Source organism: Polaromonas sp. P1_A2 (genome assembly GCF_056406895.1).
In genome coordinates this window covers 241,125-254,866 of sequence record NZ_JBFTZI010000002.1, presented here as the reverse complement: position 1 = coordinate 254,866, position 13,742 = coordinate 241,125, and the positions used below count along the sequence as shown (strand labels likewise).

Genomic DNA, 13,742 nt, shown 5'->3' with positions numbered 1-13,742 from the left:
GGTGCGCGGGGGCATGCTTCGCTGGCTGTTGCTGTGCGCCTGGCTGCTGGCCTGCGGCTCCGCCGCCTGGGCCGCGGGGACTGTCGTGCACTACACCCAGGCCGAGATGCTGCGTGAAGAAGCGGCAAGCTTCAAGCCGCTGGCGGCCACGGTCGACGACAGCGCCCTGCCCGGAAGCTGGACACAGGTGGCATTGCCGCGCGTGATTGAAACACCGGCGGCTTCGGACACCGGCAAACGGCCGGTGGTCACCACCTGGCTGCGCATACACCTCGATGAGCTGCAAGGCAGCAAGGGCCCCCAGCATTTCTACCTGATACGCTGGCTCGCGGCCGGCCAGATCGCGGTGTATGCCGACGGCCGGCTGCGCTACCGCTCCACCGGCAGCCCGGTCTGGAACCTCTTCAGCCACCCCGCGCTGCTGCTGCCGCTGAACCTGACCGCCGACAGCCCGCCGCCGAAAACCCTGTTGATACGCCTGGACAGCCTGCCCTCGCCCGAGGCCGGGATTTCTTCCTTCTATGCGGGAGACTCCGACAGCCTGGTCGAAATGGCCGGCAGGCGCGACTGGCTGGCCAACCAGCTGCCCTTTATGTGCAGCGCGGCCTTCCTCGCAGTGGGGCTGTTTTCGCTGGCGGTCTGGGTGGTGCGCCGCCAGCCCGCCAGCCTTTACCTGTTCGCCATGGCGGTGCTGAACGCCACGCGCCGCTGGCATTTCCAGCTGGGCCCCGAAAAACTCATCGTCAGCGACGCCTGGTTTATCTGGCTGACCCTCAATGCCTTGATGTGGCAGTCGCTGGTCACCCACTATTTCCTGCAGTTCCTGCACAGCCGCGCCATGCCCCGGACCAGCCGCGTGATGCTGGCAATGGCTGTGGTGTTTTCCATCGTCACGCTGCCCTTTGCCTCCGTCTTCCCCAGCCTGCTGGCGCTGCGGCCCTATGCCCACCTGCTGCTGATCAGCATGGCCACGGTCATCGCGGTCATCGGGCTGTGGCATTCATGGCGCAGCCGCTCGCTGGACGCGAAGATGCTGTCGACCGCCTTTTTGGTCAACTATGTGTTCGGCGTCTACGACTGGGCCCGCCTCAAGTACGTGGTCGACCTGGAAAGCTACTACCTCACGCCTTACGCGGCCATGCTGCTGTTCGGCGTGTTTGTGGTGATCATGTTCCGCCAGTATGTGGGCGCCCTGGCCACCGTGGAGCAGCTCAATACCGGGCTGGAAGAAAGCCTCAAGAACCGCGAGACCGAACTCGCAGCGAGTTACGAGAGGCTACGCGAGGTCGAGCAGCGCGAGCTGCTGAGCCAGGAGCGCCAGCGCCTCACGCAGGACATGCACGACGGCCTGGGCTCCTCGCTGGTCAGCGCGCTGCGCGTGGTCGAGGGAGGCAGGCTCGGCGAGGCCGAGGTGGCCGAGGTCCTCAAGGGCTGCATAGACGACCTCAAGCTGACCATAGATTCGATGGAGCCGGTCGAGGCCGATTTGCTGCTCCTGCTGGCCACGCTGCGCTTTCGCCTGGGCCCACGCCTGGCGGGCGCCGGCATCTCGCTGCGCTGGGAGGTTTCCGATGTGCCGCCGCTGGACTGGCTGAACCCGCGCAACGCGCTGCACATACTGCGCATCCTGCAGGAGGCCTTCACCAACACCCTCAAGCACACCCGCGCCACGCAGATCAGGGTGATGACGGGCGCCGAAGACGGTTATGTCAGCGTCATCATCGCCGACAACGGCGGCGGCTTTTCCATCAGCGAGGCGCTGGCCGGCGGCGGCAAGGGCCTGGCCAACCAGCAGCGCCGCGCCCAGGCCATAGGCGCGGAGCTCTTGCTGCACTCCTCGGCCGCGGGCACCACGCTGACGCTGAGGCTGCCGGAAAAACGCCCGTAGCGGGCAAGGGCTTTGGCTGCGCGGCCCGCCGGCGCTTTACACCGCGTCTTCATAATCGCGGAATAGCCTTTGGAGCCCACACGCCGCCATGAACCTTTTTTTGCGATCAAGCATTCTTTCCGCCCTGCTGTGCTGCGCCTTCGCGCAGGCCCAGCCTGCCAGCCCTGGCCCCGCCACAGCCCATCCGATTGTGGGCACCTGGAGCTGGACCCTGCCCGGCAAGACCTGCACCGAAACCTGGCAATACCGCACTGACGGCAGGCGCCTGGGCACCAGCGGTGAGGAAGTCACCCAGGGCGACTACCAGGTGCCGGCCAAGCCCACAACGACGGGCTTTTACCCGCTGACCGAAACCGTGACCAGCAGCAACGGCAAGCACGACTGCTCGGGCGACCTGCATGCGGACGGTGACGAAAGCGTGATTCGTTTTATCCAGTTCAGCCCCAAACAGGACCAGTTCATCGTCTGCAAGGCCGCGTCACTCGAGGCCTGCTTCGGGCCGCTCAAGCGGGTGCAGTGATCAGCAGTCGCTGATCAGTGACTGCAAGACGCCGGGCGCGAAATGCCCGGCGATGTAGTCGGCCAGCCCCTCAAACACCGAGTCCAGCGTGGGCACGGCCGCGCCGAACAAGGCTTGCAGTACGCGCGGGTCCTCGAACATGCCGTGCAGGTACAGGCCCAGCACATTGCCGGCCTGGTTCTGCCAGGCCAGGCCTTCGGGCATCACCGCATGCGCGATATCACCGGCCGCCGCCATGGCCGAATGCGGCGCGGTCTGGCCGTGGTGGATTTCATAACCCTGCACACCCACACCCGACAAGCCGGCCCACAGCCCGCGCAGCGGCGTGAAAGCGGCCTGCCGGTGCCGCACGGTCTTGGCTTCGTCAAACACCGTGACCACCGGCAGCAGGCCCAGGCCGGGCGCATTGCCGTCTATGCCGTGCGGGTCTATCAGCGCCTCGCCCAGCATCTGCAGGCCGCCGCAAATGCCCAGCACGGCGCCGCCGCGCCCCGCGTGCGCGGCCACGGCCTGGTCCAGCCCCTGGGCGCGCAGCCAGGCCAGGTCACCGCTGGTGTGTTTGGAGCCGGGCAATATGACCCAATCGGCGCCCATAAGATCGGCCGGGCTGCGCACCCACTTGAGGCGCAGGCCGGGCACGTTTTTGAGCGGCTGGAATTCGTCGAGGTTGCTGATGCGCGGATAGGCAATCACCGCAACGGTTCGGGTCACAGCGCCGCTGGCCACGCTGCGGTCATCAAACACACCGTCTTCCTCGGGCAGGCCGTGCTGCCACCACATCGGCAAGGTGGCCACCGTGGGCACACCCGTCATGTCCTGCAGCATCTGCGGGCCGGGCGCCAGCAGTTTGGCGTCGCCCCTGAATTTGTTGAGCACAAAACCCTTGATGAGTTTTCGCTCGGCTTCGTCCAGCATGGCCCAGGTGCCGTAGAGGTGCGCAAAGGCACCGCCGCGGTCTATATCGGTCACCAGCAAGCAGGATGCATGGGCATGCTGGGCCGCGCGCATATTGACGATGTCGCTGGCCTTGAGGTTGATCTCGGCGGGCGAGCCCGCGCCCTCCATCACCACCACATCGTTCTCGGTGATCAGCTCATCGAGCGCGCGTGACACCACGGGCCAGACCGAGGCGCTGCGGCCGCGCCACTCCATGCGCGAGAGCTCGGCATTGACCTGGCCCATCAGCACAACCTGGCTTTGGGTGTCTTTTTCGGGCTTGAGCAGCAGCGGATTCATACGCACGTCTGGCACGGCCCTGGCCGCGAGCGCCTGGAAGTATTGGGCGCTGCCGATTTCACCTTCAGACACCACCCTGGCGTTATTGCTCATGTTCTGCGCCTTGAAGGGCGCGACCTTGAGCCCCTGGCGCGCGTAGTAACGGCACAGCGCGGTGGTCAGCCAGCTTTTGCCGGCGCCGCTGGTGGTGCCCAGCACCATCACACTTTTTGCGCTCATGAACGGGTTTGAGAAGAGAGTTGTTGCCATGCATTGTGCAGCGCATCCTGCACGGCGGGCGGCTGCACGCCCAGGCGCACATGGCCGGGCAGGCCAAAGGAGGTGGTGTCGCGCAGCTTGATGCCCTGGATGCGCAGCGCGGCCAGCGCCTCTTGCAGGCCCAGGCCCTCAGGCAAGGCCGGCTGCGCGCAGAAAAAATTCGCCTCGCTGGGCAGGCAGTGCCAGCCCAGGGATTCGCAGACGGCGATTTGCCTGGCCTTCCATTCGCGCAAAGTCTTGAGGCTGGCAGCCAGCCAGTCCTGCGCCTCATGACCGACCCAGGCCTGCAGCATGGCCTCGCCATGTGCGCCCACGGGCCAGGAGGGGCACAGTTGCTCCAGTGCGGCGGCGCTGCCCTCTTGCTCCAGTGGCGCAATCGCGTAGGCCGCGCGCACGCCCGTCAGGCCCAGCGCCTTGTTGGGTGTCCAGAGCTGCCAGACGCTGTCGAGTTGCCGCTTCGTTAATGTGGGCGCGGCGCTGAGCCGCAGGGGTTCGTAAGCACGGTCCAGCACCAGCAACGCCTGTTCCTGGCGGCCATCGGCCAGCGCGCTCAAACCATCCTGCGCAGCCCCGAGCGGACTGGAAGGCTCACAGGCCCAGAGCAGTTGCGCATTGCCGGGCTTGCTGGTGATGGCAAGGCCATGCGCGGCAGCCGCCTGCGCGTAATCGCCATAACTGAGGGGCGGCAGCCAGACAGCGCGCGCGCCCTGCCCCGCCGCCAGGGCCGTGATGCGAAAGATAAATTCGCTGGCGCTCGCGGCCGGCAGCACACGCGCCTCATCCACGCCATGAAAGGCCGCCAGCCGCGCGCGCAAGGCCGTGTAGCCGGCATCGGGATAACGCGTGGCGTCGGCCTGCCGCACGGCGGCCAGCGCCGCGGGGTATGGCCCGCAGGCATTGCTGTTGGTCGAAAAATCATGCAGCGGCACACCCAGGCCGTCAGGCCCACCGTGGATGCGCGATGGCTTGGCGCTCATGCCGCCGCCATCGCCACCAGCAGCATCGCCGCCATGGCAAGAAAGACCTGCGCAAACACCGCCTGGGCGGCCAGGCCCTGGGCCAGCGCGGTGTCCGCCGCCTCGGGCGCCCGCCCCCGGGGATTTAATATGTAGACGCCCGGCTTGCCCAGCGAAACACCGAGCGCCAGCGCCATGGCCGCCATGGGCCAGCCGCTGTTGGGCGAAGGCGTCCTGCGCGCTTCGCGGCACAAGGCGTGAAAAGGCAGGCCGCGTGCCGCCAGCGCCAGCAGCAAGGCCGTGAGGCGCGCCGGCAGCCAGGACAGCACATCGTCCGCGCGCGCGGCCCATTTGCCGGCCCACTCCCAGTTCTTGCCCCGGTAAATGCCGCGGTAACCCCACATGGCATCGGCGGTGTTGGCAAAGCGGTAGACGGCGGCCCCCGGCAGGCCCAGCAGCACAAACCAGAAGATGGGCGCGACCACCGAGTCGTTGAGGTTTTCGGCCAGCGATTCAATCGCGCTTTCGCGCACCTGGCTGGCACTGAGTTGCGTAGTGTCGCGGCTCACCAGCCACGAGAGGCGCTCGCGCCCGGCCTCCAGCGACTGGCCCAGTGCCAGTTCCACCGCGCCGACCTCTTCGCGCAGCATGCGCCAGGACAGCATGCACTTGAGCAGCCAGGCCATCAGCACCACCAGCAGCGCGGTGTCGATGGCGGCCTGCCAGGCCGGCGCCGCGGCATAACCGGCCAGTTGCCAGAACACCAGCGCCTGCGCGCCCCAGGCGATGGCGCCCACCAGGGCCGCGCCCAGCCACCAGGCCAGCGCGCCCAGCACAAATGCCGCCGGCGGCGCGCGGCGCACCGTCACGCTGCCGCAGGCCTTGAGGTAATTGCCCATCCAGACCACCGGGTGGACGGGCGAAGGCGGCTCACCCATGTACTTGTCTATCCACAGCGCCAGGCCCAGGGCCAGCACCATGCAGCCGGCGACATAAGGCAGGCTGTGCAAAAGGTAGAGGCCGGTCCAGGCCATCATGGCGCTTTTTGGGATTCTTGGGAGGAAGGCGCGGCACCCCAAAGGTCCTCAAACACCATGTCGGCCAGCGGCGCGCGGCGCGCCCACTTTTCGGCCTGCAGCATAGGCTGCTCGTAAAAGGCCTGCACCGGCCCCAGGCACAGCACGGCCACCGGCTTGCTGCCTTCGGGCATGCGCAAAAGCGCGGCCAGCTGTTGCGGATCAAAGATGGACACCCAGCCCATGCCCAGCCCTTCGGCACGGGCCGCAAGCCAGAGGTTCTGGATGGCGCAGGCCGCCGAGGCCAGGTCCATCTCGGGCAGGGTGCGGCGGCCGAACACATGCTGCTCGCGGCCCGGCGGCAGGGCCACCACCAACACCTCGGCGGCGTCCAGCACGCCCTGTACCTTGAGTTTCATGAACTCCTCTTCGCGCTCGCCCAGGGCTTTGGCCGTGAGCACACGTTCCTGCTCAACCAGCGCATGCACGCCCTCGCGCAGGGGCCGGCTGCGCACACGGATAAAGCGCCAGGGCTGCATGAAGCCCACGCTGGGCGCATGGTGCGCGGCCGACAGCAGGCGCTGCAGCAGCTCGTCGGCCACCGTGCCGCCGCTGAAGTGGCGCATGTCGCGCCGCTCGTGGATGGCCCGGTACACCGCCTGCTGCTCGGCGGCGCTAAAGGCGTGAGCGGGCACGGCCGGATCGACCGGGCCAGCCCCGACGGTGGACACAGAACCCGCCGGAGCACTCACTGCGGAGCTTGCACGGCGACCACGGCGGGCGCATCGGCGCGCTGCAGCGCCGCCAGCAAAGCCGGGCGCACCCAGCGCTGGAAAGCCCATCCGCCCGCCAGCCCCAGGCTCACCCAGAACGACAGGGACACCCAGGTGGTGGCCCAGATGAACTGCGCACCCAGTTGTTCGAGCGCGGCGTGGGCTTCAGGGCCGAAGCCGGCCAGGGCATCGCCCTGCAGCTTGGGCGCGCCCACCACAAAAGGCAGCGCCAGCAGGGCCGCGGCCACCAGCCAGCGCCAGGACGTGCGCGAGAAGCCGGCCACGGCGCAGGCGCCGGACGCGCTGGCCACCGCCAGCACCCACCAGAGCTGGCGGGCCTGCAGCGGCGCAGCTTCCATGCCGGGCACTTCCGCGTGCAGGCCCAGCGAGGGCCAGAAGTGAAAGCTCAGCCAGCCGGCCGCCGCCACCACGCCGGCCAGGCGCAGCGAGGCCACCGTGGCACCGCGCTGGTAAAGCCATACACCCATGACCGCGAACAGCAGCAGCGCCATGCTGAAGGCGTGCAGCATATTGGCCACCCAGGTCCAGCCGGTGCGCTCGGCGCCGTTGGCGGGCTCCCATTCCTTGGCCGCGCCTTGCGGATGCTCATGGTCATGAGGCGCGGTGCCCGCGGCGTGCACATGGGCCGCTGGCGCTTCGGCCGGCTTGGGCGCCTCGGCCTTTTGTTCCTCATACACCTCGGCCGCCAGAATCAGCGGAGCGGCCTGCCAGCGCTGCACGCCGGTTTGCAGGCTGCCCACCACCACCGCGGTGGCCAGGGCCGCCCAGATCAGTCGTTGAAAAATCATGGATGTCTCCCGGGGGCTGCTCAATGGCAGGGTTTGACGGTGATGTGGCGCACGTCGTGCGCGGCGTTATGCGCGAGCGGGCTTTCGGCAAAAGCCACGCCGTACAGGACGACCAGGCCGAGCGCGGCGGCGCCCAACAGCGGGCGCAGCACGGCCAGGCCGGGGTTCAGGACGTCGGAAGGGCTGTGGGTCAGCGTTGTCGGTTCGGTCATGGCGATCTCCTTGGGTTGCTAGGGTTGGTGGGTGAAAAAAGAAACTTGATTGGTGCAAACGTAATGGATTCGGCCCGTCATGTCGAGCCCAGGCCGACGGGGGGCAAGCGCGCGAGTATGCCGCCGCGCAGGCGCTCGGGCCGCGTGTTGCGGGCCAGGTTGCCGTCGGTGCTGTGCTTGTGCAACTGCGCGCAGGCAATCACCTGGGCCGCGGTTTCGGCGTCGGGAACCAGGTCGCCGAAGTAATAGCTGAATTTGCCCTGCGCCTGCAGCGTCACGGTGCAGGCGCGCGAGCAGCCGCTCATGCAGGCCAGGCCGCGCAGCTGCAGGCCTTTGTGCTGCCCAGTGTCGAGTTCGCAGACCAGCAGCGCCTCCTGCACGGCTTCGAACAGCGCCAGGCCATGGGCGGGCAGCTCGCGCGATGCGCCAGCCGGGCGGCAGGTGGTGCAGACAATGATTTCGGTATCGGGCATCGGTGTGGAAAGGTTCAAGTCGGTCAGTGATTCATGCGGCGGGCAGCGCCAGGCGGTGCTCCGCGCCCCAGCGGGCCGCCCAGGCGGCGCAGCGGCCCAGGGGTTTGCTGGCATCGTCAAAATCCACGATCACCAGATGCTGCGCAGCCGGCGCCAGCGGCTGCTCCAGCGTGCGGCCATCGGTCAGCAGCCACAGCCAGCATTCGATGGGACCGTTGCGCTGAAGCCTGCGCTGCAACAGGCGGCCGGCCTGCGCCAAGGCCTCGGCCAGCGGCGTGCCGCCGCCGCCGCCCACGGGGCGCAGGCGCTGGCTGCCGGCGGCACGTGCGGGGCCGGGCGGCAGCAGCAGTTCCACGCCCTGCCCGCCAAAGCGCAGCAGCGCCACCTCGTCGCCCAGGCGTGCGGCCTGCTCGATCATGAACGCGGCATGGCCCTTGGCCAGGGCCAGGCGGCCGTGCCGGCGCATGGAGCCCGAGGTGTCGAGCACGATGCAATGCAGCCGGCCAGGGCGCAGCGCCACGGGCTGGCGGCGCAGGTGCTCGCGCTTGAGCGGCGACTGCCCCTTGGCCACAACCGTGGGCAGCCAGGCGATGGCGGCGCTGCGCTGCCTGGCACCGGGCGTCGCGGCTGTTGTGAGAGGCGTGTGCGAGGGAGGCCACCGCCAGCTGCCGGGCCCTTTGCGCGGGCGGCGGCTGCGGTGGCCTAGGCTTTTTTTGGCGGCCACCCCGCGATCGCCTGGACCTTGGCCGTGCCTTCGGGCTGGGCCGGCAGCGCGCCCCAGTCGCCTTGCGGTACGGATGCCGCAGGCGGCTTTTCTTGCGGGCGCTCGGGGGCTTGCGGGGTTTGTGGCGCCTGGCCGCTTGCACCGGGCGGCTGGGCCGCACGGCCCTCGGGCCGGCGGTGCGCCAGCGCCAATTCGGCCACCGCATCCACATCGGCCGGCGTGACTTCGCCGCGCCCTTGCAGCGCCGCCAGCGCGCGCGCGGCGCGCAGCATCACCAGGTCGGCGCGCATGCCGTCCACACCGGCGGCGATCGCGCAAGCCGCCGCATGCTGCAGCACCTCGTCGGACCAGGCCAGGCTCGGTAGCGCGGCGCGGGCGGCCACCAGCGCGGCGCTCAAGGCGGCCTGCTCCTGCGCATGTTGATGCGCCAGGGCGGCGGGATCTTCGTCAAAGCCCAGGCGCGCGCGCAGGATGGCGGTGCGCTGCGCGGCATCCACCGGATTGGCCAGCACCAGCGACAGGCCGAAGCGGTCCAGCAGTTGCGGGCGCAGTTCGCCCTCCTCCGGGTTCATGGTGCCCACGAGCACAAAACGCGCGGCATGCTGGCGCGAAATGCCGTCGCGCTCCACCGTGTTCACGCCGCTGGCGGCCGCGTCGAGCAAGGCGTCGACCAGCGCGTCGGGCAGCAGGTTGACCTCGTCCACATAGAGCACGCCGCCGTGGGCGCGCGCCAAGAGGCCAGGCGCCAGGCGCACCCGGCCGTCGCGCAGAACGTCTTCCACATTGAGCGTGCCCACCAGCTGCTCGAGGCTGGCGGCCAGCGGCAAGGTGACAAAGGGTGCGCCGGGCAAGAGCGCCGCCAGCGCGCGCGCCGCGGTGGATTTGGCCGTGCCGCGCGGGCCGCTGATCAGCACACCGCCTATGCCCGGGTCTATGGCCGCGAGCTGCAACGCGCGCTGCAATTGCGGCTGGCCGACCAGCGCGGTAAACGGAAAGGCCGCGCGCTCGGCGGGCTCGACAGTGATGTTCAGTTCGGGAGTATTCATGCCAGGGGTCCTTCTCCGTATTCTTCAAGCCGGCGCTCCAGCGCCAGCAAATGCTCTTCAATGCGGTCGCGGTGCTCACCCGGCTCTTCCCAGAGGCCGCGCCGCATGGCCTCGAGCAGGCGCTCGCCGATGCTGCGCAAGGCCAGCGGGTTGTGCTGCCGCAAAAATTCGCGGTTGGTGTCGTCGTGCAGGTAGGCCTGGGCCACCAGCGCGTACTGGTGGTCGCCCACCACGCCGGTGGTGGCGTCAAAGGCGAACAGGTAGTCCACCGTGGCCGCCATCTCGAACGCGCCCTTGTAGCCGTGGCGGCGCACGCCCTCCAGCCACTTGGGGTTGACGGCGCGCGAACGCACCACGCGCGCCACCTCTTCGCCCAGCGTGCGTATGCGCGGCGCGCCCGGCACGCTGAAATCGCCGTGGTAAAGCGCGGCGGGCTCGCCGGTCAGGGCCTCGACGGCCACAGCCATGCCGCCCTGGAACTGGTAGTAGTCGTCCGAATCGAGCACATCGTGCTCGCGGTTGTCCTGGTTGTGCAGCACGGCGTCCAGGCCGGCCAGGCGCTGTTCAAAACTGCCGCGCGCGGCCACGCCATGCCCGCCCTGGCCGTAGGCAAAAGCGCCGGCGCGCAGATAGGCCTGGGCCAGGTCGGCGCCATCATTCCAGCGGCCGCTGGCCATGACTTCCTGCAAGCCGGCGCCATAGCCGCCAGGACGCGGGCCGAACACGCGCCAGCTGGCTTCGCGCTCGGCCGCCTCGGCGCCCAGGCCCCTGGCTTGCGCCTCCTGGGTTTCGCGCCGCACGCGGGCGCGGATCGGATTGACCTCGTCGGGTTCGTCCTCTTCGCTGATCGCGGCCACGGCCCGCACCGCGGTGTCGAACAGGTCTATCACATTGGGAAAGGCGTCGCGGAAGAAACCCGACACACGCAAGGTCACGTCCACACGCGGCCGGTGCTTCATGGCCATGGGCAGCACTTCGATGTCCACCACACGGCTGCTGCCCTCGGCCCACTTGGGCCGCACGCCCAGCAAGGCAAAGGCCTGGGCGATGTCCTCGCCGCCGGTGCGCATGGTGCTGGTGCCCCAGACCGACAGGCCCAGGCAGCGCAGCATCTCGCCGTGGTCCTGCAGGTGGCGCTCGACCACACGTTCGGCGGCGGCCGCGCCCATGGCATAGGCGGTCTGCGTGGGCACAGCGCGTGTGTCCACCGAATAAAAGTTGCGCCCCGTGGGCAGCACGTCGGGCCGGCCGCGAGACGGCGCGCCGCTGGGGCCGGCCGGCACAAAACGGCCGGCCAGGCCGCGAAGGCACTGGGCAATCTCCTGTGGGCCGCAGGCGTCCAGGCGCGGGCGCAGGACCTCGCGCATGCGCCGCAGCACCGGCGTGCCCTGCGGCCAGGCGGCTTCATCCCATGCCGCACCGGCCACCACATGGCCGGCCACCAGCTGCCGGGCCAGCAACTCCAAGCGCTCGCGTGTGTGGCCGGCATGGCGCCAGGCCTCCTCGCTTTGCGCCTGCAGCAAGGCGGGGCGTGGGCCGTTCCAGGGCGCGGCCCACTCGGGGCTCAGTGCGTTAAAGCCGTCCACGCCCTCCAGTTTCAGGTCCTGGGCCAGCGCCGCGAGCAGGCTGCGCTGGCCGGCGGCCGCGCCGCCCGGAAACCGCGCCAGCGCCACCAGCGTGTCGACCTGCTGACGGCCCTGTGGCGATGCGCCCAGGATGTGCAGGCCGTCGCGGATCTGGGATTCCTTGATCTCGCAGAGGTAAGCGTCCAGCCGCTGCAGCAGCGCCTCGCGGCCCGCGTCGTCGGCGGGTTTGGCAAAGCCCAGGTCGGCATGCAGGCCTTCGGCGAGCACATGCGCGAGGATGTCCTCGCGCAGGCGCCGCGCGCGCCGCGGATCCAGCGACAGGGCCTCGTAGTACTCGTCCATCTGCCGCTCCAGCTTTTGCAGCGGGCCGTAGGTCTCCGCGCGCGTGAGCGCCGGCATCAGGTGGTCGATGATGACGGCCTGCGTGCGGCGCTTGGCCTGGCTGCCCTCGCCGGGGTCGTTGACGATAAAGGGATAGAGGTGCGGCAGCGGTCCCAGGATGGCATCGGGCCAGCAGGCCGCGCCCAAGGCCACGCTTTTGCCGGGCAGCCATTCGAGGTTGCCGTGTTTGCCCACGTGCACCACCGCGTCGACCGCGAACTGGCGGCGCAGCCAGAAGTAGAAGGCCAGGTAGTTGTGCGTGGGCACCAGGTCGGCATCGTGGTAAGTCGCCACCAGGTCCAGGTCGCGCCCGCGTGCGGGCTGTATGCCGACAAACACATGGCCCAGGCGCAGGCCGGAGACCATAAAACGGCCGCCGCGCACCATCGGGTCCTGTTCGGGCGGGCCCCATAGTGCATTGACGGCATCCCGGCTGGCCGCGTCCAGGCAATTGAAATCCTGCAGGTAGTCGGCCATGGCCAGGCTTTGCCCGGCGGGACGCAGGGGGTTGGCGTCCAGGTTGTTGGTGACACCGGCCACCAGCGCGGCAATCAAGGCGTCACCGCCTTCGGGCAATTCGCCCGTCGCGTAGCCTGCCTCCCGCATGGCGCGCAGCAAGGCCACGGTGGAAGCCGGGGTGTCCAAGCCCACACCGTTGGCCAGTCGGGCGTCGTCGTTGGGGTAGTTGGCCAGCACCAGCGCCACGCGCTTGGTGTCGTTGGGTTTGTTTTGCAGCGCGCACCAGCGGCGCGCCAGTTCGGCCACAAAAGCCATGCGTTCGGGCTCGGGCTGGTAGCGCACCACGTCCACCTCGGTGCGCTCGCAGCGCCAGGCCAGGCCTTTGAAGCTGATGGCGCGTGTGCCTATGCGGCCGTCCACCTCGGGCAGCACCACCTGCATCGCAAGGTCGCGCGGCGCCAGGCCGTGCGGGTCGGCCTGCCACTGCTCCTGCGAGCAGCCCGCGGTGATCAGCTGCAGCACCGGGGCATCGCCGGCCAGGGCTTCCATCTGCGCACCCTGCACGCTGTCCTGGTCATCGCCATCGAGTGCGGTAATCGCGAAGCTGGTGGCGTTGAGCACCACGCCCACGCCGTGTTGAGCGGCCAGCGAACGCAGCAGCGCCAGGCTGGCCGGGTTCTTGAGCGAATCGACCGCCACGGCCACGGTGTTGAGGCCCTCAGCGCTCAGTGCGGCCAGCATGGCATCAAAGACTGCCGTGTTGCCGGCCTGCAAGTGGGCGCGGTAAAACACCAGCAGCGCCGCGGGGGCGCCGTCTCGCCAAGGAGAGCTCTCCAGCGGCTGGTAAACCACGGCGGGCGGCAGCACTTCGGGCGGCGCGGGGCGCGCGCCCAGGCCGAAGGCGGCATGGCCTATCAGGTCAAAAAACGTGCGGGCGTTGTCGCGGCCGCCTTCGCGCAGGCAGCGCCAGAGCTCGCGGCAGTCTTCATGCGGGGCGGTGCTGCGCAGCAGCAGTTGCAGGTCTTCGGCGGCATCGCCCGAGAACAGGGCCAGCCACTGGCCGCGCGCACTCGCCAGCTCGCGCACCCGTTCCACCACATAAGCCCAGTCGCTGGCGGCCCCCAGGTGGTCTATCACCACCACACGCGCATGCTGCAACACCTCGTCCACATACATATCGGCCGAGGCGGGCTGGCGCAGCCACATCAGGTTGGCCAGGCGCACCGCGGGAAAGCCGGCGGGCAACTGCTGCGCCGCACCGGCCAGCAGGGACAGCGTGGTGTCGGCCGCGCTGAGCACCACAATGTCGCCCGGCGTCTGCTCCACGCGCACCACACCCTGGCCACCGTCTTCAACGTGGCCGCCGGGGCGGGTGGAGAGCAGATGCATGGCGTGTTATTTGCCG

The 13,742-nt window shown here is 69.1% G+C and carries 12 protein-coding genes; 2 read left to right on the top strand and 10 right to left on the bottom strand.

The genetic code is table 11. From position 1 onward, the window contains the following. The first annotated feature begins 13 nt into the window (after positions 1-13). Positions 14-1,888 carry a sensor histidine kinase gene (locus AC1D09_RS08195; protein ID WP_477663169.1) on the top strand — a complete coding sequence of 625 codons (1,875 nt, stop codon included), beginning with the start codon at positions 14-16 and terminating at the stop codon, positions 1,886-1,888. A gap of 88 nt (positions 1,889-1,976) precedes the next feature. Continuing rightward, positions 1,977-2,408 (top strand): hypothetical protein, encoded by a 432-nt coding sequence (locus AC1D09_RS08190; protein WP_477663170.1) that lies wholly within the window; start codon positions 1,977-1,979, stop codon positions 2,406-2,408. Here AC1D09_RS08190 and AC1D09_RS08185 read toward each other — a convergent pair whose 3' ends face one another. The 10 genes from AC1D09_RS08185 to cobN all read right to left on the bottom strand — a co-directional run bounded on the left by AC1D09_RS08185 (position 2,409) and on the right by cobN (position 13,726). Beyond that, positions 2,409-3,863 carry a cobyric acid synthase gene (locus AC1D09_RS08185; RefSeq protein ID WP_477663171.1) on the bottom strand — a complete coding sequence of 485 codons (1,455 nt, stop codon included), beginning with the start codon at positions 3,861-3,863 and terminating at the stop codon, positions 2,409-2,411. Then, a complete protein-coding gene (locus tag AC1D09_RS08180) occupies positions 3,860-4,879 on the bottom strand; it encodes an aminotransferase class I/II-fold pyridoxal phosphate-dependent enzyme (RefSeq protein ID WP_477663172.1) in 1,020 nt (339 codons plus the stop codon). The genes AC1D09_RS08185 and AC1D09_RS08180 overlap by 4 nt, the downstream gene beginning before the upstream one ends. After that, positions 4,876-5,895, bottom strand: coding sequence for an adenosylcobinamide-phosphate synthase CbiB (cbiB, locus tag AC1D09_RS08175; protein WP_477663173.1), 1,020 nt, complete (start codon positions 5,893-5,895; stop codon positions 4,876-4,878). The genes AC1D09_RS08180 and cbiB overlap by 4 nt, the downstream gene beginning before the upstream one ends. After that, complete coding sequence (gene bluB, locus AC1D09_RS08170; protein WP_477663174.1) at positions 5,892-6,569, bottom strand: 5,6-dimethylbenzimidazole synthase; 678 nt, start codon at positions 6,567-6,569, stop codon at positions 5,892-5,894. Before bluB ends, cbiB begins: the two co-directional genes overlap by 4 nt. A 53-nt stretch (positions 6,570-6,622) precedes the next feature. Further along, positions 6,623-7,456: a CbtA family protein gene (locus AC1D09_RS08165; RefSeq protein WP_477663175.1), complete on the bottom strand. Its 834-nt coding sequence runs from the start codon at positions 7,454-7,456 to the stop codon at positions 6,623-6,625. A gap of 20 nt (positions 7,457-7,476) precedes the next feature. Further along, positions 7,477-7,668, bottom strand: a complete 192-nt coding sequence (locus AC1D09_RS08160) for a CbtB domain-containing protein (RefSeq protein ID WP_074575189.1) — start codon at positions 7,666-7,668, stop codon at positions 7,477-7,479. Positions 7,669-7,745: 77 nt separating this feature from the next. After that, on the bottom strand, positions 7,746-8,159 hold the full coding sequence (locus AC1D09_RS08155) for a DUF1636 family protein (RefSeq protein ID WP_477701005.1): 414 nt from the start codon (positions 8,157-8,159) through the stop codon (positions 7,746-7,748). A 13-nt stretch (positions 8,160-8,172) separates the two neighbouring features. Continuing rightward, entirely contained in the window at positions 8,173-8,865 is a 693-nt protein-coding gene (locus AC1D09_RS08150; RefSeq protein WP_477663177.1) for a vWA domain-containing protein, read from the bottom strand. Further along, positions 8,844-9,911, bottom strand: coding sequence for a magnesium chelatase ATPase subunit I (locus tag AC1D09_RS08145; RefSeq protein WP_477663178.1), 1,068 nt, complete (start codon positions 9,909-9,911; stop codon positions 8,844-8,846). Before AC1D09_RS08145 ends, AC1D09_RS08150 begins: the two co-directional genes overlap by 22 nt. After that, complete coding sequence (cobN, locus tag AC1D09_RS08140; protein WP_477663179.1) at positions 9,908-13,726, bottom strand: cobaltochelatase subunit CobN; 3,819 nt, start codon at positions 13,724-13,726, stop codon at positions 9,908-9,910. The genes AC1D09_RS08145 and cobN overlap by 4 nt, the downstream gene beginning before the upstream one ends. Positions 13,727-13,742 lie beyond the last annotated feature (16 nt).

Bases quoted from the DNA above. Each gene is read 5' to 3' on its own strand.
- AC1D09_RS08195 (WP_477663169.1), top strand. From the start codon at position 14: ATGCTTCGCTGGCTGTTGCTGTGCGCCTGGCTGCTGGCCTGCGGCTCC.
- AC1D09_RS08190 (WP_477663170.1), top strand. From the start codon at position 1,977: ATGAACCTTTTTTTGCGATCAAGCATTCTTTCCGCCCTGCTGTGCTGC.
- AC1D09_RS08185 (WP_477663171.1), bottom strand. From the start codon at position 3,863: ATGAGCGCAAAAAGTGTGATGGTGCTGGGCACCACCAGCGGCGCCGGC.
- AC1D09_RS08180 (WP_477663172.1), bottom strand. From the start codon at position 4,879: ATGAGCGCCAAGCCATCGCGCATCCACGGTGGGCCTGACGGCCTGGGT.
- cbiB (WP_477663173.1), bottom strand. From the start codon at position 5,895: ATGATGGCCTGGACCGGCCTCTACCTTTTGCACAGCCTGCCTTATGTC.
- AC1D09_RS08165 (WP_477663175.1), bottom strand. From the start codon at position 7,456: ATGATTTTTCAACGACTGATCTGGGCGGCCCTGGCCACCGCGGTGGTG.
- AC1D09_RS08160 (WP_074575189.1), bottom strand. From the start codon at position 7,668: ATGACCGAACCGACAACGCTGACCCACAGCCCTTCCGACGTCCTGAAC.
- AC1D09_RS08145 (WP_477663178.1), bottom strand. From the start codon at position 9,911: ATGAATACTCCCGAACTGAACATCACTGTCGAGCCCGCCGAGCGCGCG.
- cobN (WP_477663179.1), bottom strand. From the start codon at position 13,726: ATGCATCTGCTCTCCACCCGCCCCGGCGGCCACGTTGAAGACGGTGGC.